Origin of the sequence: Hymenobacter cavernae, assembly GCF_014641455.1 — a bacterium.
Taxonomy (GTDB): domain Bacteria; phylum Bacteroidota; class Bacteroidia; order Cytophagales; family Hymenobacteraceae; genus Hymenobacter; species Hymenobacter cavernae.
The window spans coordinates 504,587-530,268 of sequence record NZ_BMHT01000004.1; the positions used below are offsets into that span (position 1 = coordinate 504,587).

The 25,682-nt window shown below is 55.4% G+C and carries 24 protein-coding genes; 16 read left to right on the forward strand and 8 right to left on the reverse strand.

Annotation, left to right across the window (positions count from 1 at the left end; all coding sequences use genetic code 11):
- Window positions 1–4 precede the first annotated feature (4 nt).
- The 4 genes from IEX74_RS13070 to IEX74_RS13085 all read left to right on the forward strand — a co-directional run bounded on the left by IEX74_RS13070 (window position 5) and on the right by IEX74_RS13085 (window position 3,274).
- On the forward strand, window positions 5–745 hold the full coding sequence (locus IEX74_RS13070) for an electron transfer flavoprotein subunit beta/FixA family protein (protein ID WP_188814426.1): 741 nt from the start codon (window positions 5–7) through the stop codon (window positions 743–745).
- A gap of 102 nt (window positions 746–847) precedes the next feature.
- Window positions 848–1,825: an electron transfer flavoprotein subunit alpha/FixB family protein gene (locus IEX74_RS13075; RefSeq protein WP_188814427.1), complete on the forward strand. Its 978-nt coding sequence runs from the start codon at window positions 848–850 to the stop codon at window positions 1,823–1,825.
- Between the two features lie 169 nt (window positions 1,826–1,994).
- Window positions 1,995–2,615 (forward strand): bifunctional nuclease family protein, encoded by a 621-nt coding sequence (locus tag IEX74_RS13080; protein ID WP_188814428.1) that lies wholly within the window; start codon window positions 1,995–1,997, stop codon window positions 2,613–2,615.
- 119 nt (window positions 2,616–2,734) lie between these two features.
- Complete coding sequence (locus tag IEX74_RS13085) at window positions 2,735–3,274, forward strand: YfiT family bacillithiol transferase (protein WP_188814429.1); 540 nt, start codon at window positions 2,735–2,737, stop codon at window positions 3,272–3,274.
- Window positions 3,275–3,353: 79 nt separating this feature from the next.
- Here IEX74_RS13085 and IEX74_RS13090 read toward each other — a convergent pair whose 3' ends face one another.
- Both IEX74_RS13090 and IEX74_RS13095 read right to left on the reverse strand, forming a co-directional pair.
- Window positions 3,354–4,157 (reverse strand): ABC transporter ATP-binding protein, encoded by an 804-nt coding sequence (locus IEX74_RS13090; protein ID WP_188814430.1) that lies wholly within the window; start codon window positions 4,155–4,157, stop codon window positions 3,354–3,356.
- 82 nt (window positions 4,158–4,239) lie between these two features.
- Window positions 4,240–4,971, reverse strand: a complete 732-nt coding sequence (locus IEX74_RS13095) for an MlaE family ABC transporter permease (RefSeq protein ID WP_188814431.1) — start codon at window positions 4,969–4,971, stop codon at window positions 4,240–4,242.
- Window positions 4,972–5,086: 115 nt separating this feature from the next.
- On the opposite strand from IEX74_RS13095, the gene IEX74_RS13100 reads away from it, so the two are divergent.
- The gene (locus tag IEX74_RS13100) at window positions 5,087–5,800 is read left to right on the forward strand and encodes an SDR family oxidoreductase (protein ID WP_188814432.1); all 714 of its coding nucleotides are present in this window, start codon (window positions 5,087–5,089) and stop codon (window positions 5,798–5,800) included.
- Window positions 5,801–5,905: 105 nt separating this feature from the next.
- Here IEX74_RS13100 and IEX74_RS13105 read toward each other — a convergent pair whose 3' ends face one another.
- Window positions 5,906–6,682, reverse strand: coding sequence for a GIN domain-containing protein (locus IEX74_RS13105; RefSeq protein ID WP_188814433.1), 777 nt, complete (start codon window positions 6,680–6,682; stop codon window positions 5,906–5,908).
- Between the two features lie 9 nt (window positions 6,683–6,691).
- Between IEX74_RS13105 and IEX74_RS13110 the strand changes: the two genes are divergently transcribed.
- The 7 genes from IEX74_RS13110 (at window position 6,692) to IEX74_RS13140 (ending at window position 13,038) form a co-directional block, all read left to right on the forward strand.
- Window positions 6,692–7,384 carry an SDR family oxidoreductase gene (locus tag IEX74_RS13110; RefSeq protein WP_188814434.1) on the forward strand — a complete coding sequence of 231 codons (693 nt, stop codon included), beginning with the start codon at window positions 6,692–6,694 and terminating at the stop codon, window positions 7,382–7,384.
- A 148-nt stretch (window positions 7,385–7,532) separates the two neighbouring features.
- A complete protein-coding gene (locus IEX74_RS13115; RefSeq protein ID WP_188814435.1) occupies window positions 7,533–8,108 on the forward strand; it encodes a GNAT family N-acetyltransferase in 576 nt (191 codons plus the stop codon).
- Between the two features lie 43 nt (window positions 8,109–8,151).
- Window positions 8,152–9,060, forward strand: coding sequence for a gliding motility-associated ABC transporter ATP-binding subunit GldA (gldA, locus tag IEX74_RS13120; RefSeq protein ID WP_188814436.1), 909 nt, complete (start codon window positions 8,152–8,154; stop codon window positions 9,058–9,060).
- Window positions 9,061–9,232: 172 nt separating this feature from the next.
- Entirely contained in the window at window positions 9,233–9,958 is a 726-nt protein-coding gene (gene gldF, locus IEX74_RS13125) for a gliding motility-associated ABC transporter permease subunit GldF (protein ID WP_188814437.1), read from the forward strand.
- Window positions 9,959–10,029: 71 nt separating this feature from the next.
- The gene (gldG, locus tag IEX74_RS13130) at window positions 10,030–11,751 is read left to right on the forward strand and encodes a gliding motility-associated ABC transporter substrate-binding protein GldG (RefSeq protein WP_229755272.1); all 1,722 of its coding nucleotides are present in this window, start codon (window positions 10,030–10,032) and stop codon (window positions 11,749–11,751) included.
- Between the two features lie 41 nt (window positions 11,752–11,792).
- Complete coding sequence (locus IEX74_RS13135) at window positions 11,793–12,065, forward strand: hypothetical protein (protein ID WP_188814438.1); 273 nt, start codon at window positions 11,793–11,795, stop codon at window positions 12,063–12,065.
- Between the two features lie 118 nt (window positions 12,066–12,183).
- Complete coding sequence (locus tag IEX74_RS13140; RefSeq protein ID WP_188814439.1) at window positions 12,184–13,038, forward strand: mycofactocin-coupled SDR family oxidoreductase; 855 nt, start codon at window positions 12,184–12,186, stop codon at window positions 13,036–13,038.
- A gap of 35 nt (window positions 13,039–13,073) precedes the next feature.
- Here IEX74_RS13140 and IEX74_RS13145 read toward each other — a convergent pair whose 3' ends face one another.
- Entirely contained in the window at window positions 13,074–13,526 is a 453-nt protein-coding gene (locus IEX74_RS13145; RefSeq protein ID WP_188814440.1) for a BLUF domain-containing protein, read from the reverse strand.
- A 47-nt stretch (window positions 13,527–13,573) separates the two neighbouring features.
- Window positions 13,574–14,020 carry a BLUF domain-containing protein gene (locus IEX74_RS13150; protein ID WP_188814441.1) on the reverse strand — a complete coding sequence of 149 codons (447 nt, stop codon included), beginning with the start codon at window positions 14,018–14,020 and terminating at the stop codon, window positions 13,574–13,576.
- Between the two features lie 284 nt (window positions 14,021–14,304).
- Between IEX74_RS13150 and dnaN the strand changes: the two genes are divergently transcribed.
- Both dnaN and gldC read left to right on the forward strand, forming a co-directional pair.
- Window positions 14,305–15,429 carry a DNA polymerase III subunit beta gene (gene dnaN, locus IEX74_RS13155; protein WP_188814442.1) on the forward strand — a complete coding sequence of 375 codons (1,125 nt, stop codon included), beginning with the start codon at window positions 14,305–14,307 and terminating at the stop codon, window positions 15,427–15,429.
- 136 nt (window positions 15,430–15,565) lie between these two features.
- Complete coding sequence (gldC, locus tag IEX74_RS13160; protein ID WP_188814443.1) at window positions 15,566–15,904, forward strand: gliding motility protein GldC; 339 nt, start codon at window positions 15,566–15,568, stop codon at window positions 15,902–15,904.
- 82 nt (window positions 15,905–15,986) lie between these two features.
- On the opposite strand, the gene IEX74_RS13165 is transcribed toward gldC, so the two are convergent.
- The 3 genes from IEX74_RS13165 to IEX74_RS13175 form a co-directional block, all read right to left on the reverse strand.
- Window positions 15,987–16,517 carry a DUF4890 domain-containing protein gene (locus IEX74_RS13165; protein ID WP_188814444.1) on the reverse strand — a complete coding sequence of 177 codons (531 nt, stop codon included), beginning with the start codon at window positions 16,515–16,517 and terminating at the stop codon, window positions 15,987–15,989.
- A 194-nt stretch (window positions 16,518–16,711) separates the two neighbouring features.
- Window positions 16,712–17,251, reverse strand: a complete 540-nt coding sequence (gene dcd, locus IEX74_RS13170; RefSeq protein ID WP_188814445.1) for a dCTP deaminase — start codon at window positions 17,249–17,251, stop codon at window positions 16,712–16,714.
- Between the two features lie 82 nt (window positions 17,252–17,333).
- Entirely contained in the window at window positions 17,334–18,170 is an 837-nt protein-coding gene (locus IEX74_RS13175) for a hypothetical protein (protein ID WP_188814446.1), read from the reverse strand.
- An 822-nt stretch (window positions 18,171–18,992) separates the two neighbouring features.
- Here IEX74_RS13175 and IEX74_RS13180 point away from each other — a divergent pair.
- Together IEX74_RS13180 and IEX74_RS13185 are read left to right on the forward strand one after the other, a co-directional pair.
- On the forward strand, window positions 18,993–20,330 hold the full coding sequence (locus IEX74_RS13180; protein WP_229755273.1) for a DNA/RNA non-specific endonuclease: 1,338 nt from the start codon (window positions 18,993–18,995) through the stop codon (window positions 20,328–20,330).
- A gap of 208 nt (window positions 20,331–20,538) precedes the next feature.
- Window positions 20,539–25,491, forward strand: coding sequence for a cellulose binding domain-containing protein (locus IEX74_RS13185; protein WP_188814447.1), 4,953 nt, complete (start codon window positions 20,539–20,541; stop codon window positions 25,489–25,491).
- Window positions 25,492–25,682: the final 191 nt, after the last annotated feature.

Sequence of the window (25,682 nt, forward strand, 5' to 3'; positions counted from 1 at the left end):
GTAGATGAAGTTTCTCGTTTGCATTAGCAACGTGCCCGACACGACCACCAAAATAACCTTTACTCCTGACAATAAGGAGTTTAATAAGGCCGGTGTACAGTTCGTGATTAACCCCTGGGACGAATACGCCCTCACCCGCGCCATCGAGCTGAAAGAAGCACAGGGCAGTGGTACCGTCACGGTAATCAACGTGGGGGAAGCCGATACAGAGCCCAATATCCGCAAAGCTCTGGCTATCGGCGCCGACGACGCTATCCGCGTCAATGCCAAGCCGACTGACGCTTTCTTCGTGGCCGAGCAAATTGCCGCCATTGCCAAGGAAGGTGCCTACGACGTGATTCTGATGGGTCGCGAAAGCATTGACTATAATGGTTCGCAGGTGCATGGTATGGTGGGCGAGCTGCTCGGTATTCCGACTGTTGCTCCGGCCATGAAGCTCGATATGAGTGGCAACACGGCCACCCTGGAGCGTGAGATTGAAGGCGGCAAAGAAATAGTAGAAGTAACGACGCCTTTTGTGGCTTCATGCCAGCAGCCGATGTGCGAGCCCCGCATCCCGAACATGCGCGGCATCATGACGGCCCGCACCAAGCCGCTGAAAGTGGTGCAGCCAGTTGGCAGCGATGCCCGCACCGAAGTAGCCGAATACGCCCTGCCGCCCAAAAAGCAAGGCGTAAAGCTCATCCCGGCCGAAAACGCCGGCGAGCTGATCAAGCTCCTGCGCAACGAGGCCAAGGTAATCTAGAAAATCAATTGAACAGTGAGCAATTAACAATGAGCAGTTAGGTGAATTCGATTCACACATCCATTGATAATTGATCATTGATAATTGTTAATTGAAGAAATCATGTCTGTTTTAGTTGTAGTTGAATGTGATAACGGCGAGGTGAAAAAATCCTCGCTGGAAGTGGCTTCTTACGGCAGCCAGGTAGCGCAGCTGCTCGGCACCACGGCCACGGCCATTGCCGTGGGCGTAGCTTCTGAAGCCAACCTAGGTCAGCTGGGCGAGCAAGGCATCAGCAAGGTCCTCTACGACGCGGAGCCGCGCCTGAAGGACTTCGTGAACGGTGCTTACACCAAGCTCATTGCTGCTGCGGCCGAGAAAGAGCAGTCGCAGGTGATTGTGCTGGCTAACTCCAACATCGGTGCTGCGGTGGGTTCGCGCTTATCGGTACGCCTGAAAGCTAGCCTGGCTACCAATGTGGTCGAGCTGCCCAAAGTAGAGGGCGGTAAGTTCACGGTGCGTCGCGGTGCTTACTCCGGCAAAGCCCTTTCCGATGTAGTGCTAACCAGCGACCGGAAGATCATTGCTGTGAAGAAGAACTCGATTGAAGCGCTGCACAACGCTGGCCAAGCGGCCACGGTGGAGCAGTTCTCGGCCCAGCTCACCGACACTGACTTTGCCGATGCGCCCAAGCAGGTGATCATGCAGGAGCAGGCTGGTGGCGTGCTATTGCCCGAAGCCGACAAAGTGGTATCGGGTGGCCGCGGCATGAAAGGCCCGGAGAACTGGTATCTGATTGAGGATCTGGCGAAAGCGCTGCATGCTGCTACGGCTTGCTCCAAGCCCGTATCGGACGTAGACTGGCGCCCGCACCACGAGCACGTGGGCCAAACGGGTATTACCGTGTCGCCGAACCTGTACATCGCCTGTGGTATTTCGGGCGCTATTCAGCACCTGGCGGGCGTAAACTCGTCGAAGGTGATTGTCGTAATCAACAAAGATCCGGAGGCGCCGTTCTTCAAGGCTGCCGATTACGGCATCGTTGGCGACGTATTCGACGTATTGCCAAAATTAACCCAGGCCGTTAAGGAGCTGGGTTAGGGACTCAAGAACTTGAGAACCTGGGTACTTAGTTGCTTTTCAAACTAATGACCTAGGTTCTCAATTCTTTTATTCTGTGGCTCACGTTGTTATGAACTTAGGCCTTTGTTTTATTTGCACGTAGTAAGGTCAAAACCCAAGTCCCAAAGACCCTAAGTCCCGAAGACCCTTGAAAAAAATCCAGCTTGAAATACTAGGTCTGTCGTCCAGCCAGTCGCAATCCGGCTCGTTCGCGCTTATCCTAGGCGAAAAAACCGGTAACCGTCGCCTGCCTATTATCATCGGCATGTTCGAGGCGCAGAGCATTGCCATTCAGATTGAGAAAATCAGTCCGAACCGGCCGCTCACGCACGACTTGTTCAAGTCCTTTGCCGAGCATGTACACGTAACGATCCTGGAAGTACTGATCTCAGACCTGAAAGAAGGCGTGTTCTACTCCAAAATAATCTGCTCCGACGGTGCCACAACCTTTGAGCTAGATGCTCGCCCTTCGGATGCTATTGCCATTGGCCTACGCTTTGGTGTGCCCATCTTCACCGTGGAGAGCGTGCTCAGCGAAGCCGGCATCATCCTGAGTGACCTCGACGAAAACGCCGACGATACCGACGACGATGACGACCAGGACGAAGACGACACGGATAAGCCAACTCCTTCGCGGCCGGAACCACGCGAGCCTTCGGGTCAGGTTTCGCTGGACGAGCTAACCAAGATGCTGGCGCAAGCCCTTGAAAAAGAGGACTATGAAAAGGCCGCCAAAATCCGTGATGAGCTGAATAAGCGCAACGGCTAGGCGCGATAAACCACACCAAACAAAAAGGCTGCCCCACTCTGGAGCAGCCTTTTTGTTTTAAGCAGGCTGAAGCCGCAGAAGTGTTTACTTGCGGAAGCATCTTCCACATTAGCCTCCTTATGGAAATTACCAAGGATCTACGCTTTCCGATTGGGCAACAACCTCAACCGCCGGAGTCGCCGCTAACCTCCGCTGAGCGCGCAGCACTCATCAAACAGATAGCCGAATTGCCTGCCCAGCTTACGGCCGCCGCCCGGCGCGTAGGGGGCGTCCGGCTACAAGAGCCTTACCGCCCCGGTGGTTGGAGCGGCCGTCAGGTGATTCACCACCTGGCCGATTCGCACCTCAACAGCTACACGCGCTTCAAGCTAGCTCTCACGGAAGACAACCCCACTATTTCCCCCTACGATGAGCAAGCCTGGGCGGAGCTGCCCGACGTAGCTGCTACACCCATCACAGTGTCGTTGAGCTTGTTGGAGGCGCTGCACACGCGCTGGACAAACCTGCTGTCGCACCTGAGCGACGCACAGTGGCAGCGCACGTTTTATCATCCTGGCTCGCAGCAAACGGTTACACTGGATGCCGCTTTGGTGCTGTACGCCTGGCACGGCCGCCATCACCTGGCGCACGTAGAAAGCCTTCAGCAAAGCGCCAGCTAAAAAGCTAGGTTTCCTCCTTTTACCTAAGGAGGAAACCTAGCTTTTTAGCTGGCGTCTGGTTTCGCTACTGTCGCCGTTATCAGCCTTGTGGCTGCGTCTCGGCCAGAATTGCTTCCAGGCCGCCTTCGTCGTCTACGCGCTTGGCAGCACGTACCAGGCTGTTGCTGAAGATAAACTCTTTTAACTCAGGCACCTGTGCGTTCAGAATTTCGTCTTTATTGCCGTCCCAGAGCTTGAGGCCCTTGTGCAGAAAGATGATGTGCTCGCCGATTTCCACCACCGAGTTCATGTCGTGGGTGATGATGACGGTGGTGATATTGTACTCGTGGGTGATTTCGTGAATCAGCTCGTCGATCTTGATGCTGGTGAGCGGATCGAGGCCGGAGTTGGGTTCGTCGCAGAAGAGGTAGGTGCAATTGGGCGCAATGGCGCGGGCAATACCCACACGCTTCTTCATGCCACCCGAAATTTCGGAGGGCATTTTGTTGCCGGCATTTTCCAGGCCTACGCGCTTCAGGCAAAACTCTACCCGGTCGCGGCGCTCCTCCTTAGTCATTTCGGGCGTGAGCATTTTCAGCGGAAACTCCGTGTTTTCGAACACCGTCATGGAGTCGAACAGCGCCGAACCCTGAAACAGCATCCCGATCTTACGGCGAATCTCTTGGCGGACGCCTACTTTATTGTTCGTAAACACGGTGCCATCGAAGGTGATGCTGCCGATATCCGGCTTCATCAGGCCCACAATGCACTGAAGCAGTACGCTTTTGCCCGTGCCCGAACCACCTAGCAGCAGGTTGCACTTGCCCGTCTCGAACGTGCACGTAATGCCCCGCAGCACCGGGTTGCCGTCGAAGGCTTTCTGGACGTTATGAATCTCAATCATCTGATTCTCTGGTTAGATGGTTGATTGCTAAAGGCCGACCCGTAACGTAGGTCAAGCAATTAGCCCACAGCCATTTGACAATTTACAACAGTACGTTTGCCAGCACAAAATCGGCCAGCAGAATGGCGATGATGGAGTTGGTAACGGCGCCCGTGCTGGCCGCACCTACTTCCAGCGCTCCACCTTGCGTAAAGAAGCCTTTGTAGGCGGAAATAGCCGAAACCAGGAAGGCAAAGACCACCGCCTTGATCAGGGCAAAAACAATATTGTAGGGAATAAAATCTGTACGGATGCCCTCGATGTACTCCTGCGCCGACATAGCGCCCGACAACGTGCCCGCCAGATACCCGCCTAGGATAGAAAGCGCCATGGCCAGAATAACCAGCAGCGGGAACATCAGCATGGAAGCCACGATGCGCGGTAGCACCAGGTAAGAGGCTGAGTTGATGCCCATTACCTCCAGCGCGGAAACCTGCTCGGTGATGCGCATGGTACCTAGGCCCCCGGCGATGCTGGAGCCTACCTTGCCCGCCAGCACGATGCTGGTGATAGTAGGAGCCAGCTCCAGAATGGTCATTTCACGTACCATGTAGCCGATCGTCGACTTCGGGATGAGCGGGTTGGTGAGGTTGTAGGCAATCTGCACGCAGGTCACGGCGCCGATGAAGGCGCTGACTATCGCAACAATAAAGACGGAATCGACGCCGATAAGCACCGCCTCATCGAGGGTGCGTTGGAAGAGGACTTTGAAGCGCTCCTTCCGGGTGAGCATGCTCTGTAAAAAGAGGAGAAATTCGCCAAAGGTTTTGACCATGGAAAGCGAAATAAGAGGAAAAGCAGAAACTTGCGGGGCGCGTATAGACTATGAGCCCTTTCAGGCTACAATAGTTGCGCTTCCTTACGTAAAAACCGGAACGATAATCAACGAAATGCAAAAATATATCATCATCACTGGCGGTACGAAAGGCATTGGCCGCGCTTTGGTGTGGCGCTTTGCCAAAGCAGGCTTTGCAGTAGTGACCTGCGCCCGCTCGGCCGCCGACTTAGCCGCCCTACAAACAAAGTTGAGCCAGGATGTTCCCGGCGCCGTGCTGCACACGCTGGCCGCCGACCTAAGCCAGACCGCCGAAACGCGCCGTTTTGCCGCTTTTGTGCAGAACCTAGGTGGCAGTGTGGAAGTGCTGGTGCATAATACTGGCGCCTTCACGCCAGGTCGCTTGCAGGACGAACCCGCCGACGGCAGCGCCCTGCGCGCCCTCATCGACGTGAACCTCTACAGCGCCTACGACCTAACCCTAGCTTTGCTGCCAGGTATGATTGCGCAACGGCAAGGCCATATTTTCACGATGTGCTCGGTGGCCAGCATTCGGGCGTATCCGAGCGGCGGCTCCTACAGCATTGCTAAATTTGCCTTGCTAGGTCTGACGAAAGCCTTGCGCGAAGAGCTAAAGGAACACAACCTGCGCGTGACGGCCGTGCTGCCCGGCGCCACGCTCACCGCCAGCTGGGAAGGAGCCGATTTGCCGGCCGAGCGCTTCATCAAGGCGGAAGATGTGGCGGAAGCGGTGTTTGCCGCCTATTCATTGTCGCCGCAAGCCGTAGTGGAGGAGCTGTTGATTCGGCCGCAACTGGGCGATATTTGATTCAGTTACCAGTTACTAGTTACCAGTTTTCAGCTACCAGTTGCCATTTTCGCCTTGGTACATAACCTAGGTGTGAGATAAGCAAGTACCATTAACTGGTAACTGTCAATTGACTTTCACCACTTTCCCTTTACTCGTCAAGTTTAGAATGGTGGGATTGCCGGAGTAATAAAGTGTGCCCGTGCCGGCATGATTACCGGCTAGCAGGCGCGAGACGGCAATGTGCGCGTCGCCGGTGCTGCCTACGTTCGATTGAAAGTAGAAGTCGCGGGTCTGAAAACCGCCGGCCCGAAAGCTGCCGCTGCCACCTAGGGTGTAGTGCAGCTCGTTGGTGCGGCCGTGCAGCTCGACGTCGCCCAGCTCGTAGGTGTCGAAGCCGATATAGTTGCTGGTCAGGTCGAGGTTGAAGTCGCCGGCGCCAACGAGGTGGCAGAAGACAGTATCGGCCCGAAAGTTACTTAGGGTACGGACGTTGCCCTGCCCGCGCAAAAACAGGTCGGTAAGGCGGGGCAGGTGCAGGGTCAGCTCGCGGGGCGTGTTGTAGGTGCGCACCCAGTTGCAGCGGCTGGTGTTATGAATCGTGAGCTGCCCATTTTGCACCGTCAGCTCAATGTCTTCCTGTAAGTTCTTGCCGGCGCGAACCTCGGCATAAGTAGCGGTATCCTGCACCAACAGCACGTCCACGTTATCGTAGGCCGTAACTATGTGAAACGGAGCTAGGTTGCGCCGCTCGGTTACTACTTTGCCCGTGCTTTTCAGGCAATCCGTTTCATGTCCGTCGCCGCAACCGGTAAGCAGCGGCAGAAACGCAGCCAGACCAACTATTCCGCGTAAAAGCGGCTGACGGCCGCTAACTTGCGGCCAAACTCTACTCCAAAACATCACTTCAGCATGGATCTAACGGGCAAAATAGCGATTGTTACGGGCGTCAGTAAGGGTATAGGGCGGGCCACAGCCGAGGCGCTGCTGGCCAAAGGTGCCATTGTAGCGGGCTGGGGCCGCACCGCACCCGAAGGCCTGACGCACGAGCGGTTCCAGTTCATTGAGTGCGACGTTCGCAACGAAATATCGGTTCAGGAAGCGTACGTAGATACGCAGCGTGAGGTGGGGGCAGAAGTTCGAATACTGGTAAATAATGCCGGCATCGGCAACATGGGCCCCATCGATGGCTTCTCGTCCGACGACTGGCACGCCATGTTTGACACCAACGTGCACGGCGTATTCTACTGCACGAAAGCCGTGTTGCCGCAGATGAAAAAGCAAGGCGAAGGTCACCTGATCAACGTTGCTTCATTAGCTGGCACGGCAGGTAGCGCGAACATGGCCGGCTACTGCGCCACCAAATTTGCCGTGCGGGGCTTCTCAGATGCGTTGTTCAAGGAAGTGCGGCAGGAGGGCGTCCGTGTGACGTGCATCATGCCGGGCTCGGTGGAAACCAACTTCGGCGGTGCTGAGCCCGGTGCCCAACCCGACCCGCACAAGATGCAGCCCGAAGACATTGCCGCTGCCATTGTGCACGCCCTAGAAGCGCCAAAAGCGACGATGCTTTCCGAAATCCAATTGCGCCCGTCGCAGCCAAAGTAACCTATGTTCAAGGCGCTGTAGTGCGGAAATCTGTTCCGCGACGAGCGCGGCGAGTGTCTATCATTCGGATCGACGTTGATACTCGCGTTGCTCGTCGCGGAACGGATTTCCGCGCTACAGAATAGATTAGGTGCTCAATTTACCCCGAATGGATTCTGACCTAGGTTCAGCTGCTGCCAATGTTACGTTGCGCCTTGCCACGCCGGAAGATGCCGCGGCCATGCTCACCATCTACGCGCCCTACATAACCGGCAGCACCATCACCTTTGAATACGAAGTGCCTGCTATTGAAGCGTTTGCGGAGCGTGTGCGGAAACTTCAGGGCATCTTGCCGTGGTTGGTAGCGGAAAATGGCGGTCAGGTGCTAGGCTATGCGTATGCCTCCCGCTACCGGGAGCGGCCGGCGTATCAGTGGTCGGTGGAAACGTCGGTGTACGTGCGGCCCGAGTACCACGGCACGGGAGTTGCGCGGCGGCTGTACACGCAACTATTTGATTTATTGACACAACAAGGCTACGTGAATGCCTACGCGGGCGTCACGCAGCCGAACCCCAGGAGTGTGGCGTTTCACCAGTCCTTTGGTTTTGAGCTGATTGGTACGTACCGGCACGTAGGCTATAAATTTGGCAAGTGGCATGATGTGCAGTGGTTGGCGAAGCAGCTGCAAGCGCCACCAGCCGCGCCCGTGGCGCCTAGGTTGTTAACCGCATTGCCACAATACTAAGAGTTCTCTATTCCAGCAATTATTCGTACCCGCTACCTGATCAATGGTTGAAGTTCAGAATCTTACCAAAATGTACGGCGCGCAGGCGGCCGTGAACAACATCAGCTTCACCGCGGGCAAGGGCGAAATCCTAGGTTTCCTGGGGCCAAACGGCGCGGGCAAGTCGACGACGATGAAGATTGCCACCGGCTATCTGCCGCCTTCCGTCGGCACGGTAAAGCTCGACGGCTTCGACGTGACGGAGCAGCCCTTGGAGGTGCGCCGCCGCGTGGGTTATCTGCCCGAGCACAACCCGCTTTACCTGGATATGTACGTGCACGAGTACCTCGAATTCATCGGCTCGGTGCATGACTTGCGTGGCGCGGCGTTGCGGCAGCGGGTGCAGCAGATGGTGGATCGGGTGGGGCTAGGTCGGGAGCAGAACAAGCTTATTGGGGCGTTGTCGAAAGGCTACCGCCAGCGCGTAGGCTTAGCGCAAGCGCTCATCCACGACCCCGGCACACTCATTCTCGACGAGCCCACCACCGGCCTCGACCCCAACCAGATTGGTGAAATCCGCACCCTCATTCGGGAAATCGGGCAGGACAAGACGGTTATTTTCTCCACCCACATTCTGCCCGAAGTCACGGCCTTGTGCAGCCGCGTGGTAATTATCAACCGCGGCCAGCTTGTAGCCGATAGCCCCGTATCCGACCTAGGTGCCGGCGCGGCAGGCGAAACCAGTATCCGCGCTGAGTTCGAGCAAGCCATTGACCCGGCGCCGCTGCTGGCGCTTCCCGGCATCACGGCCGTAGAAGCCGAAACTGGTACGACTTACCGCATTCGGGCTGCGGCCGGCACCGATCAGCGCGGCGCCATCTCGCGACTGGCGGCGCAGCAAGGCTGGGTGTTGCTAGGTTTGCGGCAGGAGGAACAGTCGCTGGAGCAGGTGTTTAAGAACTTAACAAAGTAACTTTGAACGTCGCCCAACGTCTGTCATGCTGAGCTTGCCGAAGCATCTCGCGTGCAGTTGTTGTATGTCGATTGATGTTACTATTGCACGCGAGATGCTTCGGCAAGCTCAGCATGACAGACGCCTCATTAAGTAGCACATCAGCAAATCAACTCATCAGCATATTAATTAGATGCTTGCCATTCTTCGCAAAGAGTTTAATGCCTTCCTCAGCTCGCCGGTGGCCTACGTCGTTATTGGCGTATTTCTGGTGGCTACGGGGTTGTTCGTGTGGGTTTTCCCCGATAGCAGCGTGCTCGACTACGGCTTTGCCGACCTGCAAACGCTCTTTAACACGGCGCCCTGGATTTTCCTGTTTCTGATTCCGGCTATCACCATGCGAACCTTTGCCGAGGAGAAGAAGGCTGGGACCATTGAGCTGCTGCTCACCCGGCCACTCACCGACGGGCAGATCATTGGGGGGAAGTACCTAGCCTGTTTCCTGCTGGCGCTGCTGGCGCTCGTCCCGACGCTATTGTATTATTACTCAGTGTATAAGCTCGGCAACCCTGTCGGCAACATCGACTCGGCGGCGACGGTGGGTTCCTACATTGGCTTGGCGTTGCTGGCGGGCGTTTTCTCGGCTATCGGCCTCTTTGCTTCTGCCATTACCCGCGACCAGGTTATTGCCTTCCTGGTAGCCGTGGTAGGTTGCTTTCTCGTGTATTCGGGCTTCGATTCGCTGGCTTCAGTGTTTGAAGGTAGCCCTGCGTACTACATCAGCCAGCTAGGTATTGCCACGCACTACCGCGACATCAGCAAAGGCCTCATCGACTCCCGCGACCTGACGTATTTCTTTAGCCTGATCGTCGGTTTTCTGCTGGCGACCCGGCTGGTTTTGCAAAGCCGTAACTGGTAGACTATTAAGCTATTAGCTGATAGCTGTTGGCTATTAGCTTTTCAGATCATGCTTCCTTTTGAGATTATCTCGTGAGTACAGAACAACCGCAAACCGCTGGCGGCCAGCCGCTAACCGCTACGAATAAGCGTCGCGACCTGCTTCGCTTTTTCGCAATTATTGGCGTTTTGCTGCTGCTCAACTTCGTGGGTCAGCAGTTCTTTTTCCGCCTCGACCTCACCCAGGAGAAGCGCTACACCATGTCGCCGGCAACTAAGCAGCTGCTAGAAAAGTTACCCGAGCCTGTCACCGTGACGGTGTATCTGGATGGCGATTTTCCCCCGGCTTTCCGCCGCTTGCAGCAATCTGTGCGCGAGACGCTGAACGAAATGCAGGTGTATGGCGGCTCGAAGCTGCACTATGTGTTCCTGGACCCCAGCGCCGCTACCACCGAGCAGGACCGCAACAAGACGTATCAGGCGCTTTTCAAGAAAGGTTTGCGCCCGACGAACCTAGCTGCCACTGAAAACGGTAAGCGGGTGGAGAAAATCATCTTTCCGTGGGCCACTATTGCCGTGGGCGCCAAGGAAAAGAACGTGCTGCTGCTGCGTGGCAACCAGGCCGCACCTTCCGATGTGCGTCTGAACCAAAGCATTGAAGGCTTAGAGTATGAGCTAGCCAATACCATTCAGGAACTGGAGCCGGGCCGCCGCAAGCGTATCGGTGTGGTCGATGGGCACGGTGAGCTAAACAACGCCGAAGCCGGCGACCTGCTCGGCTCGTTGCAGGAGCGCTACGACGTGTACCGCGTGAAGCTCGACGTAGTGCCCGACCTCCGCGCCCTAGACGCGGTTATCATCGCCCGGCCCACGACGCCTTACACGGAACCCGAGAAATTCAAGCTGGATCAGTTCATCACGAATGGTGGTAATGCGCTGTTTTTTGTGGATGAAATGCGCGTGAGCCTCGATAGCGCCGCCCGCACCGGCATGCTGTCGTTCCCGTACCAGCTCAACCTCGAAGACCTGCTGTTCAAGTACGGCGTGCGCATCAACCCCGACCTGCTGCTCGACCTCAACTCTGGGGTCATCCCGCTCGTGACCGGCAATGTGGGCGACAAGCCTCAGGTAGAGCCAATGCCGTGGCAGTTTTACCCTCTCATCAACCAGTTCAGCAAGCACCCCATTACCCGGAACCTCGATGCGGTGTACACCAAATTCGTAAGCAGCATTGATACGGTGAAAGCCACTGGCATCCGCAAAACGCCGCTCATGTTCACCTCGCGCTACACCCGCGTGCTGCCCTCGCCGGTGCCCATCAACCTCAACGACGCCCGCTTGGAGCCTGACCCGAAGCTATATAAGCAAGCGTTTAAACCCGTGGGTTATCTGCTGGAGGGTCAGTTTAAGTCGCTCTACGCGAACCGGGCCAAGCCAGGCACCACGCAGTTTCAACCCGCCACCACGCCCGGCGCAAAGCCCGGCAAGGTCCTGATTGTTTCCGATGGCGACTTTGTGCGCAGCGAGCTGGACCCCAAAACCGGCCGTCCCTTCCGCCTAGGTTTCGACCGCCTCGCCAACACCGAATTCGCCAATCGGGAGCTAGTTCTCAATGCTGTAGATTACATGCTCGACGAAACCGGCCTGATAGCCGTGCGTGGCAAACAAATCACGTTGCGCCCACTCGATAAAATGAAAGTAGCGGAGCAAGGCCGCCGCTGGCAGGCTCTCAACATCGGTGCGCCGCTGGTGCTGCTAGGTTTGTTTGGGTTGGTGCGCGCGTGGCGCCGCAAGCGGCGGTACGCATCGTTTTAATCTTAATATTGCTGCTGAAGAATATACTTCGCCGCAACTACATGGAAGAGTTTTTTGGCTGGCTGGTACAAGTGTTCATGGAGGGAGTTGTAGAGTATTTCTTGCCCTCAGTTGTATTTGGCGTTATTGGCTTCAGCTACTTACATCTCCGCTACTGGAGCAAAGTACAGGTGCAGCAGGTTCTTGTAAGAGAATACGACAATAGCTATTCTAATGCCGGGCGGGTAGTAGTCCTGAATACTGTTGCTGCCATCGGAATACTGCTTGTACTAGGCTTTATGATAGGTGCGCCAGTGCTACACTGGCTCGGTTAATAAGTGTAGAAATAGACTAATTTCTTGAAAAGGATAGGAAAACAAACTACCTCCCAGAATGGTGCGTAAACCGCTGACACCCGAAGCAACCTAGCTTCTCACGTCACCATTCCCCTCAATGAAACGTCTCGAAGGAAAAACGGCCGTCATTACCGGCGCGGCCCGCGGTATCGGCCGCGCCATTGCGGTAGCGTATGCCCGTGAAGGTGCTGCCATCATGGGCATCGACATTGCAGCGCAAGCAAGCTCAGCGACGAAGTACCTAAGCGCCTCGCCGGAAGATCTGGCCGAAACGGCGCGGTTGGTCGAGCAGGAGGGAGGTACTTTTATTCCGGTTGAAGCCGACATCCGCGACCTAGGTGCTTTGCGTGCGGCGGCCACACGGGCGGAGCAGGAGCTAGGTCACGTTGATATTCTGGTGGCAAATGCCGGTATTCAGGTGTTTGCGCCGCTGCTGGAAATGACCGACGAGCAGTGGCACGATGTGGTCGACGTGAATCTGACGGGCACGGCCAACACCGTCCGCGCCTTTGTGCCACTCATGGCCAAGCGCAAGCAAGGACGCATCATCGTTACCGCTTCGGGGCAAGGCAAGCGGGGCTTCAAACATGGCTCCGGCTATGCCGCCTCGAAGTGGGGGATTATCGGATTTATGAAATCCGCTGCCCTCGACCTAGGTCAGTATAATATCACCGTCAATGCGCTGGTGCCGGGTCTAATCGCCACACCCATGACCATGAATGAAACGCGCCTGACCGAAGCCTATCAGGAGTTTGAGCCGGAGGTAAAGGAAACTCCAAGTCAGGAAGAAGTAGCTAAAACACGGGCAGCGCACACGCCCATGAAGCTGCCGTGGCTCGCCCCCGAAGATATGGCGCCCATCGTGGTCTTCCTGGGTTCCGACGAAGCCCGGCACATCAGCGGCGCTACGTTCGATGTCGACGCGGGCGACACGGCCAAGTTCACGGCCTAGAGAGGCTAGGTGCTGCCCGCCTTGGAACCTAGGTTTTAGAACCGGATTACATCATCTGTCACGAAAGATGCCAGAAGCGAATGTAGCGTAGCATCGGTGCTCTTTGAGTAGCCGGGCTGAGCAGACAGGTAGTCTTGCTTATTAACGTTCAAATAACCAGCCAGGTGCGCGAAATCGGCTGGTTCCACGGCTTTGAAGCCCATTGACCACTGCGAAAAGTTGCGCTGCTGAATTTCGCCGTCCGCTAGCTTCGTTACGTTACGATGCCGCGGATCCTGGGCGATACGGTTGAAAATATAGCGTACTTCCTCCTCCGTGCCTTCCAGCACCTGCATAATTTCACCGTTGCTGTAAAGTAACACGCCCGTCAGGGTGTGGCCGGTGTTCCAGGTGCGGGCCTGCGTTAGCAGTGCTTCCAACTCCTTTTCGCTCATAACCGCGGTAGCGACACTCTGATAAACTAAATGGTAAAGGGAAGGGGTGGACATAAACCTAGCTTGGAATGGTATTCAGCCGTGAAGGAAACGACAGTGGCTCAGAGCCGGATGATTTCGTCCTGCACAAAGGTGGAAAGCAAATCGTGCAGCATTGAGTCGGCAACTCTGCCGTGGCTCTTCAGGTAGTTGGGCTTGCTCACGTTGAGGTAGCCTGCTAAGTGCATAAAATCAGCCGGATCTACGGCCTTAAAGCCCATCGACCACTGCGAGAAATTGCGCCGCTGGATCTGGCCATCTGCCAGGGTGCTTACATCGCGGTGGCGAATATCCTGCCTGATCTTTTCATAAATATGCTGCACCATTTCCTGCTCGCCCTCCAGCACCTGCATAATGTCGCCGTTGCTGTAGAGCAGCACGCCCGTCAGGCTGTTGGCGGTATTAGTAGCGCGGGCTTTGGTCAGCAGCTCCTCCAGTTGCGACTCTGTCATGAAGGTGGTCGCCGTGCTTTGGTATACCAGATGGTAAAGGGGAGATGGAGTGGACATGAGGCACTGCGTAAGAAGCTGAAAAGGAACAAGGCAAGTATAGGAATGTTTGTATAAAAGCACAAGCGTTGAGCTTGCAGAAGCTCCGTTCCTAAGATGTTAATAATTTATATCGGTTTGATTAGAAATAAGTTAAAATAAGCTAGGGTGCTTGCGCAATGTAAGATAACGGGATAGTTGTCCGTAAGCTAACATTCCATAATCTTCGCCGGTTAACGCCAAAACTTCCGCGCATCTATCTATCTTTGTCCTCTTACCAAAAACGCCAGAGAAAAGCCCTTTATATGAAGTTCATCGTCTCGTCTTCCGCCTTGCTCAAGCAGCTCCAGAGCATCAACGGCGTGGTCACGAATAATCCCGTGGTGCCGATTCTGGAGAACTTTCTCTTCGAGATTGAGGATGGCAAGCTGACGATTACGGCCTCCGACCTGGAGACCAGCATGATTACGGAGCTGCCCGTCGAAGCCCGCGAAGCTGGTCGCATTGCCGCGCCCGCCCGCATCCTGCTCGATACGCTCAAGAACCTGCCCGACCAGCCCGTGACTTTCACGCTGGACGAGGAAACCTACACCATTGAAATCGCCTCGGCGAATGGCCGCTACAAACTAGCCGGCGAAAATGCTACGGACTTCCCCCGCGTGCCGGTGGTGAAAGGCTCCGCACCGATTGAGATTCCCTCGTCGTCGTTGTCGCGGGCTATCAACAAGACCATCTTCGCCGTGAGCACCGACGAGCTGCGCCCCGCCATGACGGGTATCCTGGTGCAGCTGGCTGATAATCAGGTGACTTTTGTGGCTACCGATGGTCACCGTTTGTTGCGCTACCGTCGCTCCGATGTGGGCGCGGGCCAAACGGCTAACCTCATCATTCCGCGCAAAGCTTTCAACCTACTGAAAGGCGCGCTGCCTTCCGAGGCCACACCGGTGAAAGTAGAGTTCAATAACTCCAATGCTTTCTTCAACTTCAACCAGATGCGCCTCGTGTGCCGCCTGATTGATGAGCGCTACCCCGATTACGAAAACGTAATTCCGGTGAGCAACCCTAACCGCCTCATCATCAGCCGCGCCGATTTTCTGAACTCGGTAAAGCGCATTTCGATCTACTCTAACAAGACCACGCACCAAGTACGCTTGCGCCTAGCCGGTTCCGAGCTTACGGTTTCGGCCGAAGACCTGGATTTCAGCAACGAAGCCAACGAAAAGCTCCCTTGCCAGTACGACGGTGAGGATATGGAAATCGGCTTCAATGCTCGCTTCCTGGCCGAAATGCTGTCGAACATCGACTCCGAAGAAATCACCCTGGAGCTGAGCACGCCCAACCGCGCCGGCCTGCTCATGCCCACCACCGCCGACGACAACGAAAGCATCCTGATGCTAGTGATGCCGGTGATGCTGAATAACTACGTTTAATTAATTCCTCCGTTTGTCATCCTGAGCAGAGCGAAGGACCTTATTCCGTCAGAACAAGTCGTGTTTGCGATTGTCGTTCAGCGAGATAAGGTCCTTCGCTCTGCTCAGGATGACAAACTTTTTCAAGTACATTCTCATGAAAAAATCCGAAATCCGCTTCAGCATAGCCCTCGACGACCAGAAAGTGCCGGAGGCTATCAGCTGGCAGGCCACCGACGCGGGCCCCGATATTCACTTTGCCAAAGCCATCAACATCGCCCTGTGGGACCGGGACCAGTCGGGTACCATGAAGATTGACCTCTGGACCAAAGACATGCCCGTTGAGGAAATGAAATACTTCTACGTCGATACGATGGGTGCTATGGCCGAGAGCATCATGACGGCCACCAGCGACGAAGTGATGGCGAATAAGATTCGCTCGCTTTGCAAAGAGCTGATGGAGCACATCGAAGAAGAAGCCAAGAAACAAAGCTAGGTCTAGCTTCTAGTACGGAAAAGCCCCGGTTGATAGGTCAACCGGGGCTTTTTGCTAATAGAAACTTCAGCCGCGAGCTAGGTTACTTGCTGCTTTTGGTGTCGGAGGTAGAGGTGCTGCGACCCTGCGTGATAATCGCGCCTTTGCTGCTGGCGGGCAGCGGGTTCTGCACCGATTTGACCAGTGCCGCTCCGGCGGTGCGGTTAACGTAGTCGCGGTCAAATTTATAGAAATCGGCGCGGGAGTCGTAATAAGCGCTGTACTGAGCGCTACTTAGCACGTTGCGCAGCTCTTTGTCTCGTTCCTTGCACACGCCTTGGCACTGCTGATCAACCAGCTTTGGGTTGCCGGCATTTTTCTGTTCGATGGCGGCCATCTTAGCCACTTTGTCCTCGTTGATGGCGCGGAGCTTGGCCGTTTGATAGCCATTCAGACGCAGGTCGCGGGCCATTTGATCAGAAAGGCGCTTGGCGCGCTCCTGCACGGGGTTGAGGCGGGGAGATGGTTGGGTTTTATCCTGCGGCATAACCGTTGAGCCAGGAGCCTGCTGGGCATAGGCGCCAAAAGTAGCGGCAGCAAAGACTAGCGCGGCGGTGACGAATTTCTTGCTCATTGTATCGGGGCGTTAGCGTTCTAGGTCAGCAGCTACCTGCCTGGGCCAGCCGAAACCAGCGCGCAGTGCAGCTTTCTATTACTAACGAAAAATGGCCCCGGCAAGTTTAAAGAGCAGCCGGATAATTGAGTAGCTGAGTAATTGAGCAACTAAGTAGTGATATTCAATAGTATACTTAGTTAGCTAGGTACTCCTTAGAAGCTGTTCTTCCACATCATCGACTCCACGGGCTTGTCGGTGCGCTCGTTGTATTTGGCGTTGGCTTTGCGGTTGTAGAAGGTTTGCACATCTCCTTGCACGGCGAAGTAGATGAGCTGCCCGATGGGCATACCCGCGTACACGCGCACTTGCTGCGTCACGGAAATCTCCAGCGTCCAGGTGTTGCAAAAACCTACGTCGCCTTTACCAGCAGTGGCGTGAATGTCGATACCGAGCCGGCCAACGCTGGATTTTCCTTCCAAGAAAGGCACTTGTGCGTGACTCTCCGTATACTCTTCCGTTACGCCGAGATACAGCGTACCGGGCTGAAGCACAAAACCTTCCTCGGTGGGAATCTCAAAAACATCAATCTGATTGTGGCTGCGCGCGTCCAGCACCGCGTCGCGGTAAGTAGCCAGGTAGCGACCTAGATGCACGTCGTAGGAATTGGTGCCCAGACAAGCACGGTCGTAGGGTTCAATGACAATGTTACCCCGCTCAATTTCGGCAAGGATTTGCTGGTCGGTAAGAATCATTTCGGGAAATGTTGAGTGCTGAGTGTTGAATGTTGAATGACCTAGGTAAGAGCATTTAATATTCAACACTCGACATTTAAAATTAGTGGTCTTCTTCCTCGTCGTAGCGGTCTTCGGGGAGGGTGCTGGAAGAAGGACGGCGGCGGGGCTGGGCATTGGGCTGGCGCTGATCCAGGTCATCGGCCAGGGCATCGAGGCGCGTGCGCAGGTCGGGTAACACGTTGAACAACAGGTGCAGCAAAGCTAGGGTAGAAGCACCGGCCAGCAGGAGCGTGAAATAATCAACCCAATCGTGGCGAACCGGCACATCCACGGCGCGCACGGTGGTGGGGCGCGCCGGGATAATCTCGCCTTCGGGCTGCGGCACCGGCTCTTCAACGGAGGCCGTTGCGGGCGGCTCCACTTCGGCATCGGCGGGCGGCACGGCGGCGCCATCGGCAGCTAGCTCATCAGGAGCCGGGTCTTCGGAAGCGTTGAATTGAGCTGTACCCTGCTGAATAACGCGCTGAAGCGAATGAATGAGGGCGACACGTTCATCGCGCGGTAGCACGCGGATAAAGAACTCGAAGTTCTTGTCGAGCACGATGGATTTGAGCTGCTTCTCAAATTCCACCAAATCGGTGCGGCCTTTACCGAAGCGGTTTTTAAACTTCTCAGAAACATCATTATAATTCAAGAACAGCTTCTTCAGATCGGCGTTGCCTTGAAAGCCGTCGAAGGATTTGCGCGCTTGGTGGCTACGGAGTGTAACCGGAAACTTATTGCGTGTGAAGGTCTTATCATACACAGTTTCCATGGTGCGGAAATTAATCTCGTCCACCATGCGGTCGAACAGCCGCTTGTTGGCGGCAGCCGGTGCTTCCGACTGACCCAGAAGAAAGCTAGGTAGCGCAAGCCACAGAACCAGGAGTACTGGCATCAAAAGTCGAAGTCGAGGCATAGGAGCAGCACAGTTTGGCCGCAAAGGTAACCGCTGTTTACCCCGGAATCTACTAACAGAGCCGATTTGAGCAGAAGCTAGGTTGCAAACTAGAAGCTAGCATACTCGCTAGAAAATACATATTTATTACTATGAATATTTTCTTGGGTTCTGATTAAAAAACAAAATTATGTCGCGGTTTTCTGGTTAAGTCCTAAAGCAGGTGTTTAAATCCGAATAGTAGATCTACAATCATAATCTAGGTTTTGGGCGATAATTAGTAAAGAGGAAGTTGAAAAATTAAATTACAGGAGCTTTAGAGCGGATATTTATTAGCCGTAGTTTCAAAAGATGCAGCAGAAGGAAGCTTCCATGGTTTTTCGATGAACTTCAAAGAAAAGCTTGCTGAGGAGATTGGCTTTGTAAAGTCCTATTATGAGCAAATTCTGTTTGTAGGGTTGTTTTTCCTAGTATACCAATCAAACAATCAGCGTATTGTCGTCTTGCAGATAGGCTCTTGGCGACTTATGTTAAGCTAGGTTTGCTGGCTTGTTGCTTCTAAGTTATACCTAGGTCGTGTTACCACAATGTTAAGTAATTGTGAGTTGATTAATTAGCTGCTATTGATGTTTGTATTATTTGAACTGCTTTGGACTGTACGGCTAAAGATAAATTTATTCATAATTATTGAACTATTAAATTTTGTATTTTGATTGGTCTTGTAGAATAATGCTTAGTTAAATTTGCAGTCGTTTTTTGCTGCTGCTTCTCGCAAACTAAAATTCCCGATCTTCTTTTTCTTTCGCGTAGTTTTTACAGTTAATGAAAAAACAATTACTTGGGTACGGTAGCAGCTTTTTGTTGCTATTGCTGCCGTGTCTTGCCTTCTCCCCAGCAAGCGTAAGTAACCGTTCCGTTTGGCAGAGGCCATTTGCGGAAGGCACACAGGAAAGTTTCGATAGCGGCAGCAAGACCGATTACGGCACCGGCACGGTCGCGCTGAGCACTGGCAACTGGATTCTGAGCGATGCAGTGCTCGGCAACTCGGAAGCTGACCACAAAGAGGGCACGCAGGCCGTGCGCCTTCAGCAGAGCGGCAAGCTCACGATGGACTTTTTCCTGCCAGTGGGTGCTGCTACCGTGACGGTGCAGCACGCCGTGTATGGCACCGACGGCAGCAGCAGCTGGGAATTATGGGCGCAATCGGAGGCGTGCAACTGCGACAAATGGACGAAAGTGGGTCCTACGGTGCTCACCTCGTCGGCGACGTTGCAGGCGGCTTCTTTTACGGTGAATATTCCGGGCCGCGTAAAATTTGAAATCCGGAAGACCTCCGGCGGCAAAGCACGACTGAATCTGGATGACTTTGCCGTGACGGACTACGGCACGGCTCAGCCTTCCGTCGACAACGACAACCTAGCTTTGGGCAACCCCAGCGGCGCCATTGCCGATGTGAGCAGCCCAAATAACTACCTGTTGGCGAAGCCGCAGTATGTAGTAGGCTACAACCGCGACCAGGGCAAGCCCAACTGGGTGAGCTGGCACATCGACAACTCGGATCGTGGTGGTACTGACCGCCAAGACGATTTCCGGCCCGATGAGACCTTGCCCGCCGATTGGTACCACGTTACGGATAAGAGCTACGGTGGCTCGGGCTTCGACCGAGGCCACAACTGCCCCTCGGCCGACCGTACGTCGAGTAAGGAGAATAACTCGGCGACATTTTACATGACCAACATGATGCCGCAGGCGCCTAACAACAACCAGAAAACCTGGGCTGACCTGGAGAACTACACCCGCACGTTTTTGCCGGGAAACGAGGTGTACGTGATTTGCGGCAGCTACGGTGTGGGCGGCACGGGCTCCAACGGCGGCGTGACTACCACGATTGATAACGGGCGCGTAACCGTCCCAAAGCGCTGCTGGAAGGTAATTGTGATTTTGCCGGTAGGCGACAACGATGCTTCACGCATCAACGCCAGCACCCGCGTCATAGCCATTGATACGCCAAACGAAAACTCGCTGCTGACTACCTGGGGCTCGTACCGCACCACCGTGGATGCCATTGAGGTCGCAACGGGCTACGATCTGCTTTCCAACCTGCCGGTTGACGTGCAGAATGCCATTGAGTCGAAAATCGACAAGGGCCCAGTATCCTAGCTTTCAATCCTTTTCCAACTGGTTTTTGCAGCCTCGCTGTCATCATATGAATATGACTTCTAATTTGTTGCGTCCATTGCGGTCAAAGTGGATTGCGGATAGGGTAATACGCTGGACTTTATTCTCGGCGTTTTTTGCGGCTCCGTTTGGAGCTAAAGCGCAGCTGATTTTAGCCGGTACTGATCCGAAAACGGAGAATTTTGACGGAATGGGAACCAGCGCCACCGCTCCGGTGCCCACTGGTTTTAAGCTCGCAGCTGGCGCTAATAATCCTTCCTATTCAGGTGCTACTACCTCAGCTACGACCAGAGCTGGTGGCACTTCGGGTACTAACGCCATGTATGCCTCATCTGCGGGTGGTGATTACAACTTTGGTGTGGGCGTAACAGCTACGTCTACCGATCGGGCACTAGGGTTTCTGACGAACAGTTCATCGGTTGGTTCTCCCCGTCATATCCTGCTGCAAATCAAAAACAGCACGGGAGCGACTATCAAGGACTTAAAAGTTGATTTCGCTATTGAGAAATACCGCAATGGTACGAACAGCTTTGCTTGGCAGTTCTACAGCAGCACCGATGGTAGCGCCTGGGTTGAGAATAGTAACGGCGGCCAAAGCTTTCCGGCCGGCACTGCTAATACGGTAGTCGAGCCAACAGACCCTAGCTTCAGTACGCCGAAGAGTGTGACACTTACCAATGTTAATCTGGCTGCTGACGGCGTGCTTTATCTACGTTGGAGCCATACCGGTGGCCCTGCCAACGGGCAAGCGCTGGGCCTCGACAACTTAGTGCTCACGCCAACCTTATCGACGGGTGGAAATCCAACCCCGGTTAGCACGATTATCACGACCACACCGGCTACTGCTGGCTCCTACTGCGTGACGACGACAGCAGGTAGCACGCCGTTCAATGTTGCATTCACGACTACTGGCACTTTCACTGGTACTTTCAGGGCGCAACTTTCCAACGCTTCTGGTAGCTTCGCTTCTGGCACTACCCTTATTGGCGAAGGAGCTAGCTCCCCGATTGCAGCTGTTATTCCGGCCAACACGGCTAGCGGCACAGGCTACCGAGTGCGCGTCATAAACGAGGCCACCGTCATCAACGGTTCCGATAACGGCAGCAACCTAGCTGTCAACCTAGCTTCGACAACTACCGCCGTAACGGTGACGCCAGCCGCGGCGCAGACGATTGCCCTCACCGGTACGGGCACGACGCTAACGGCTACTGCTACTACCAGTTCGACGTTCACCTGGACATATGCTACTAGCGCTGCCGGGCCTTTCACCTCGGCTATTGCCAGTGCTAGCGGCGCTAGTTATCAGCCCAAAGGCTCCGATTTCGGGGCGGCGGGTACGTATTATGTTGTAGCGAATGCCACGGCCGCAACCACCTGCGGCTCGGCCAACGGCCAGAGTGCTCCGGTTGCTATTACGGTATCGGCACCTAGGCCTGAGGTTATTACTTCGCTGCCGACGGTGCCCGACTTTGGCAGCACCGTGGCTGGTGCGGCTTCCACAGCCAAGAGCTTCACGGTGAGCGGCACCGGCCTGACTTCGGCGTTGATCATCACGCCGCCGGCTGGGTTTGAGATTCGCACCGGCGCGCAGCCGTTTGCCTGCTGCGCAATTCAGCTGCAACCTAGCAACGGCACCGTAAACGCGACAACTGTCGACGTGCGCTTTGCCCCAACGGCCGCGCAGTCGTACCAAGCGGCTATTCCGGTGACGAGCAGCGGTTTGTCTGAGAAATTGGTGGCGGTGAGCGGCACGAGCACGGCGCCGGTGTACCCGGCAACCGTGAGCACGACGAGCCTAAGCAATATCACGACCACCGGTGCCACCACCGGCGGCACCATCGAGCCGGATGGGGGTAGCCCAGTGACGGTTCGCGGCGTGCTATGGGCCAAAACACCAAATCCGGTGCTAGGTACTGCGCAAACTGCCGACGGCGCTGGTTCTGGTCCGTTCACTAGCAGTATAACTGGTTTGGTGCCCGGCGCTACCTACTATGTGCGGGCTTATGCAACCAATAGCGCTGGCACGGCCTACGGCGAAGAACTCTCGCTGACCACCGTAGCGGTGCCGCTGGCAGCCGAGCCGACCCAATCAGCAACGCTGGTAGACAGCCAGGTTACCAGCACCTCGATGCAGCTGATTCTGAATGGTGGCAACGGCGCCAAGCATTTAGTAGTGGCTCACCTAGGCAGCGCCGTCGATGCAGCGCCCGTCGATGCTACTACCTATGCTGACAGCACGATATTTGGGAAAGGAGCAAGGATAGGTACCGGCAACTACGTGGTCTACGCCGGCTCACGCGACACATTAGTAGTGAGTGGCTTGCGTCCGAATACTTCGTATTCGTTTATGGTTTTCGAGTATAGCGACAACAACACGCCCTACGCGGAAAACTACCTGACCACCTCGCCCGGTACGCTGACCAAGAGTACCTTAGCACTGCCAACGGCCCTATTGCTGGAAGAGAACTTCGACTACACGGCAGGCGCAGCGCTGACGGCTAATAACTGGACGGCGCACAGCAGCGGCGGTACCAACTCTGTCACCGTTACCGCAAGCAGCCTGAAATATGATAGCTACGGCGCTAGCAACATCGGCAATGCCGCTACGTTAAAAACCAGCGGTGAAGACCTAAATCGCAAGTTTGCAACGCTTTATGCTGGCACGCCCGTGTATGCGTCGTTTCTGGTAAACGTGGAAAGCGCCAAAGCGGCCGGCGATTATTTTTTCCACCTAGGTACCTCCACCACGAACTCCAGCTACTACAAGGGCCGGGTATTCGTGCGAAGCAGCGGTACGAGTGCTATTCAATTCGGTGTTAGCAATAACAGTGATGATAGTGTCAGGTATGTCACCACTACGTACGAGCTAGGTAAAACCTACCTGCTGGTGGTTAAATACGTGTTCGACGAGAATGGCGGCACTACGCAGCTGTTCATCAACCCGGCTCTGGCTACCGAACCCGCTACTGCCGATGCTACATCCACCGAAAATACTGGCTCGCCTTCGGATATTGGCTCAGTTGCGTTGCGCCAGGGAGATAAGAACAACGCCGCCGGCCTGACGGTTGACGGCATCCGGGTGGGTAACACGTATCGGGTAGTGCGTACGGGTATCATTTGCCTGCAACCTGCTCCTGCCTTCGCGGCCAACACAGTTTGTGTAGGCTCCGCTACGGTGTTCACCAACACCTCAACGACTGTGGAGGACAATGCGACCTACGCCTGGGACGTGGATAATGATGGCACCGTGGATTACACCACGAAGGGCAACATCACACACGCGTACACGGAGCCGGGTACCTACACCGCCAAGCTGACCATTACCCAAGGCACTTGCTCCGATACGTACACGCAGCAAGTTACAGTGCGCGCCCTGCCCACGGCTACCCTGAGCGGCGCGGCTACCATCTGCGCGGGCACCAGCACTAAGCTAGCTTTGCGCCTAACGGGCGTAGCGCCCTGGACGGTGAACTACTCGGCCGATGGTGGCGCTACCGCTACTGTGTTGACTATCAATGCAGATGAAGTGTCGACTACTGGTGACTATCAGCTGACGGTTAGCCCCACGGCTACTACCACGTACACACTGACAGCGGTGAGTGATGCCAACTGCACGGGCTTGGTCCCAACGGGTTCGGCTACCGTGACGGTGAATACCAAGCCCGTTCTCACCTTGCCGACCATTGCCGCTACCTATGCTACGGCCGGTCTGCGCGGTGCTTCGGTTGCTTTTGCCGCTACCGCTACGGGCAGCACGCCGGCACCTGGCTTGACGTACTCTATTGTAAAGAACAATGTCGTGACGCTCATCACGTCGCCTTACGTCTTCCCGCTGGGCACGACTACGGTAACGGCTACCGCCACCAACGACTGCGGCAGCACCGTGGGCACCTTCACCGTGACGGTGCAAAGCCCCGACTTTGTGAGCGTGCTGCACCAGAACGCCGACCTAGGTCAGACGGCTAACAACGCCATCAAGCCCAACCTGCAACTGGTGAACAATAGCACGGCGGCTATTTCCTACCAGGAACTCACCGTGCGTTACTGGCTGACGGTGGAGGATTACGCCGCCATTGCCACCGCCATCGATTATGCACAGCTAGGTACCGGCGCCGTGAAAGCGAAATATGTTGCGCTGACTGAGCCCGTGCAAGGCGCATTAGGCTACGTGGAGTACTCGTTCACGGCGGCCGCGGGCAAGCTGTCGGCCGGGGCTAATTCGGGTGCTATCCAGTCGCGCATCAACAAAACGAGCTGGACGAACTTCAACGAGCTGGATGACTACTCGTACGCCGCCAACGGCTCGTATCTGAAGAATGAGCGCATCACGGTGTACCGCAACGGCGAGCTGGTGGGCGGCATCGAGCCGGCGCTGGTACCGGCCTCGGCCCCGAAGCTGGTGGTTTTGTCGCAGAACAAAGAGAAGAAAACCACGACAAATTCCCTCAGCACCTTCCTGCAAGTGCGCAACGACGGCTACACGCCAGTGGCCTACAAAGACCTGACGGTGCGCTACTGGTTCAGCCCCGACGGCACTTCGCCGCTCAACTCGTACGTTGATTACGCGCAGCTCGGCAACAACAATGTTAGCATCAGCTTCGGCAAATCCGGCACCGAAACCTACGCCGAGCTGCACTTCGCCGCTGGCCTAGGTACGTTCTCGCCGCTCAGCAACACCGGCAACGTGCAATACCGCATCGCGAAGTCAGACTGGTCGAACTTCAACCAGGCCAACGACTTCTCGTACCTGCCGGCCGCTGACGTGTTTGCCGAGAATGCGCACATCACGGCCTACGTGAACGGAACGCTGGTGTACGGTCAGGAGCCAATGAGTGCCACCCGCTCGACGGCCGCCGCCCTAGGTACAGACTCTGGAACCAGCGCGAAAGCCACCGTGAGCAGCTACCCGAACCCGTTTAGCGGCAGCACTACCATCGCCTTCACCGCTGCCCATTCGCAGGATTACCAATTGGAAATCTATGACATCAGTGGCCGCTTGGTGCGGAAGCTGCAAGCCGGTAAAGCGCAAGCCGGGCAACTGGTAGAAGTGGAGTGGCAAGCCGGCAACACACCTGCCGGCCTCTACCTGGCCCGCCTCACCACCGGCACCACGGTGCAACAGGTGAAGCTGGTGCTTCAGTAAGCTATTTTAAAATTTATGAAAAAGCCGGACCTAGCTAGGTCCGGCTTTTTTGTGTTTGGCAGTATTAAGAATTCGCCAGCCCGCGTCATGCTGAGCTTGTCGAAGCATCTCGCGTGCAACAGTAACTGAATGTAATGCTTGGCTGGATTACGAATCCAGCGGAGCAACGACCAGATTATTCAATTGTCTTC

Coding starts and splice junctions, on each gene's coding strand:
- IEX74_RS13140 (WP_188814439.1), top strand. CDS start 12,184: ATGAAACGTCTCGAAGGAAAAACGGCCGTCATTACCGGCGCGGCCCGC.
- IEX74_RS13150 (WP_188814441.1), bottom strand. CDS start 14,020: ATGTCCACTCCATCTCCCCTTTACCATCTGGTATACCAAAGCACGGCG.
- gldC (WP_188814443.1), top strand. CDS start 15,566: ATGAAAAAATCCGAAATCCGCTTCAGCATAGCCCTCGACGACCAGAAA.
- dnaN (WP_188814442.1), top strand. CDS start 14,305: ATGAAGTTCATCGTCTCGTCTTCCGCCTTGCTCAAGCAGCTCCAGAGC.
- IEX74_RS13180 (WP_229755273.1), top strand. CDS start 18,993: ATGAAAAAACAATTACTTGGGTACGGTAGCAGCTTTTTGTTGCTATTG.
- gldF (WP_188814437.1), top strand. CDS start 9,233: ATGCTTGCCATTCTTCGCAAAGAGTTTAATGCCTTCCTCAGCTCGCCG.
- IEX74_RS13085 (WP_188814429.1), top strand. CDS start 2,735: ATGGAAATTACCAAGGATCTACGCTTTCCGATTGGGCAACAACCTCAA.
- IEX74_RS13110 (WP_188814434.1), top strand. CDS start 6,692: ATGGATCTAACGGGCAAAATAGCGATTGTTACGGGCGTCAGTAAGGGT.
- IEX74_RS13185 (WP_188814447.1), top strand. CDS start 20,539: ATGGGAACCAGCGCCACCGCTCCGGTGCCCACTGGTTTTAAGCTCGCA.
- IEX74_RS13175 (WP_188814446.1), bottom strand. CDS start 18,170: ATGCCAGTACTCCTGGTTCTGTGGCTTGCGCTACCTAGCTTTCTTCTG.
- IEX74_RS13165 (WP_188814444.1), bottom strand. CDS start 16,517: ATGAGCAAGAAATTCGTCACCGCCGCGCTAGTCTTTGCTGCCGCTACT.
- IEX74_RS13135 (WP_188814438.1), top strand. CDS start 11,793: ATGGAAGAGTTTTTTGGCTGGCTGGTACAAGTGTTCATGGAGGGAGTT.
- IEX74_RS13070 (WP_188814426.1), top strand. CDS start 5: ATGAAGTTTCTCGTTTGCATTAGCAACGTGCCCGACACGACCACCAAA.
- IEX74_RS13100 (WP_188814432.1), top strand. CDS start 5,087: ATGCAAAAATATATCATCATCACTGGCGGTACGAAAGGCATTGGCCGC.
- dcd (WP_188814445.1), bottom strand. CDS start 17,251: ATGATTCTTACCGACCAGCAAATCCTTGCCGAAATTGAGCGGGGTAAC.
- IEX74_RS13075 (WP_188814427.1), top strand. CDS start 848: ATGTCTGTTTTAGTTGTAGTTGAATGTGATAACGGCGAGGTGAAAAAA.
- IEX74_RS13145 (WP_188814440.1), bottom strand. CDS start 13,526: ATGTCCACCCCTTCCCTTTACCATTTAGTTTATCAGAGTGTCGCTACC.
- IEX74_RS13090 (WP_188814430.1), bottom strand. CDS start 4,157: ATGATTGAGATTCATAACGTCCAGAAAGCCTTCGACGGCAACCCGGTG.
- IEX74_RS13105 (WP_188814433.1), bottom strand. CDS start 6,682: ATGTTTTGGAGTAGAGTTTGGCCGCAAGTTAGCGGCCGTCAGCCGCTT.
- IEX74_RS13115 (WP_188814435.1), top strand. CDS start 7,533: ATGGATTCTGACCTAGGTTCAGCTGCTGCCAATGTTACGTTGCGCCTT.
- gldA (WP_188814436.1), top strand. CDS start 8,152: ATGGTTGAAGTTCAGAATCTTACCAAAATGTACGGCGCGCAGGCGGCC.
- IEX74_RS13095 (WP_188814431.1), bottom strand. CDS start 4,971: ATGGTCAAAACCTTTGGCGAATTTCTCCTCTTTTTACAGAGCATGCTC.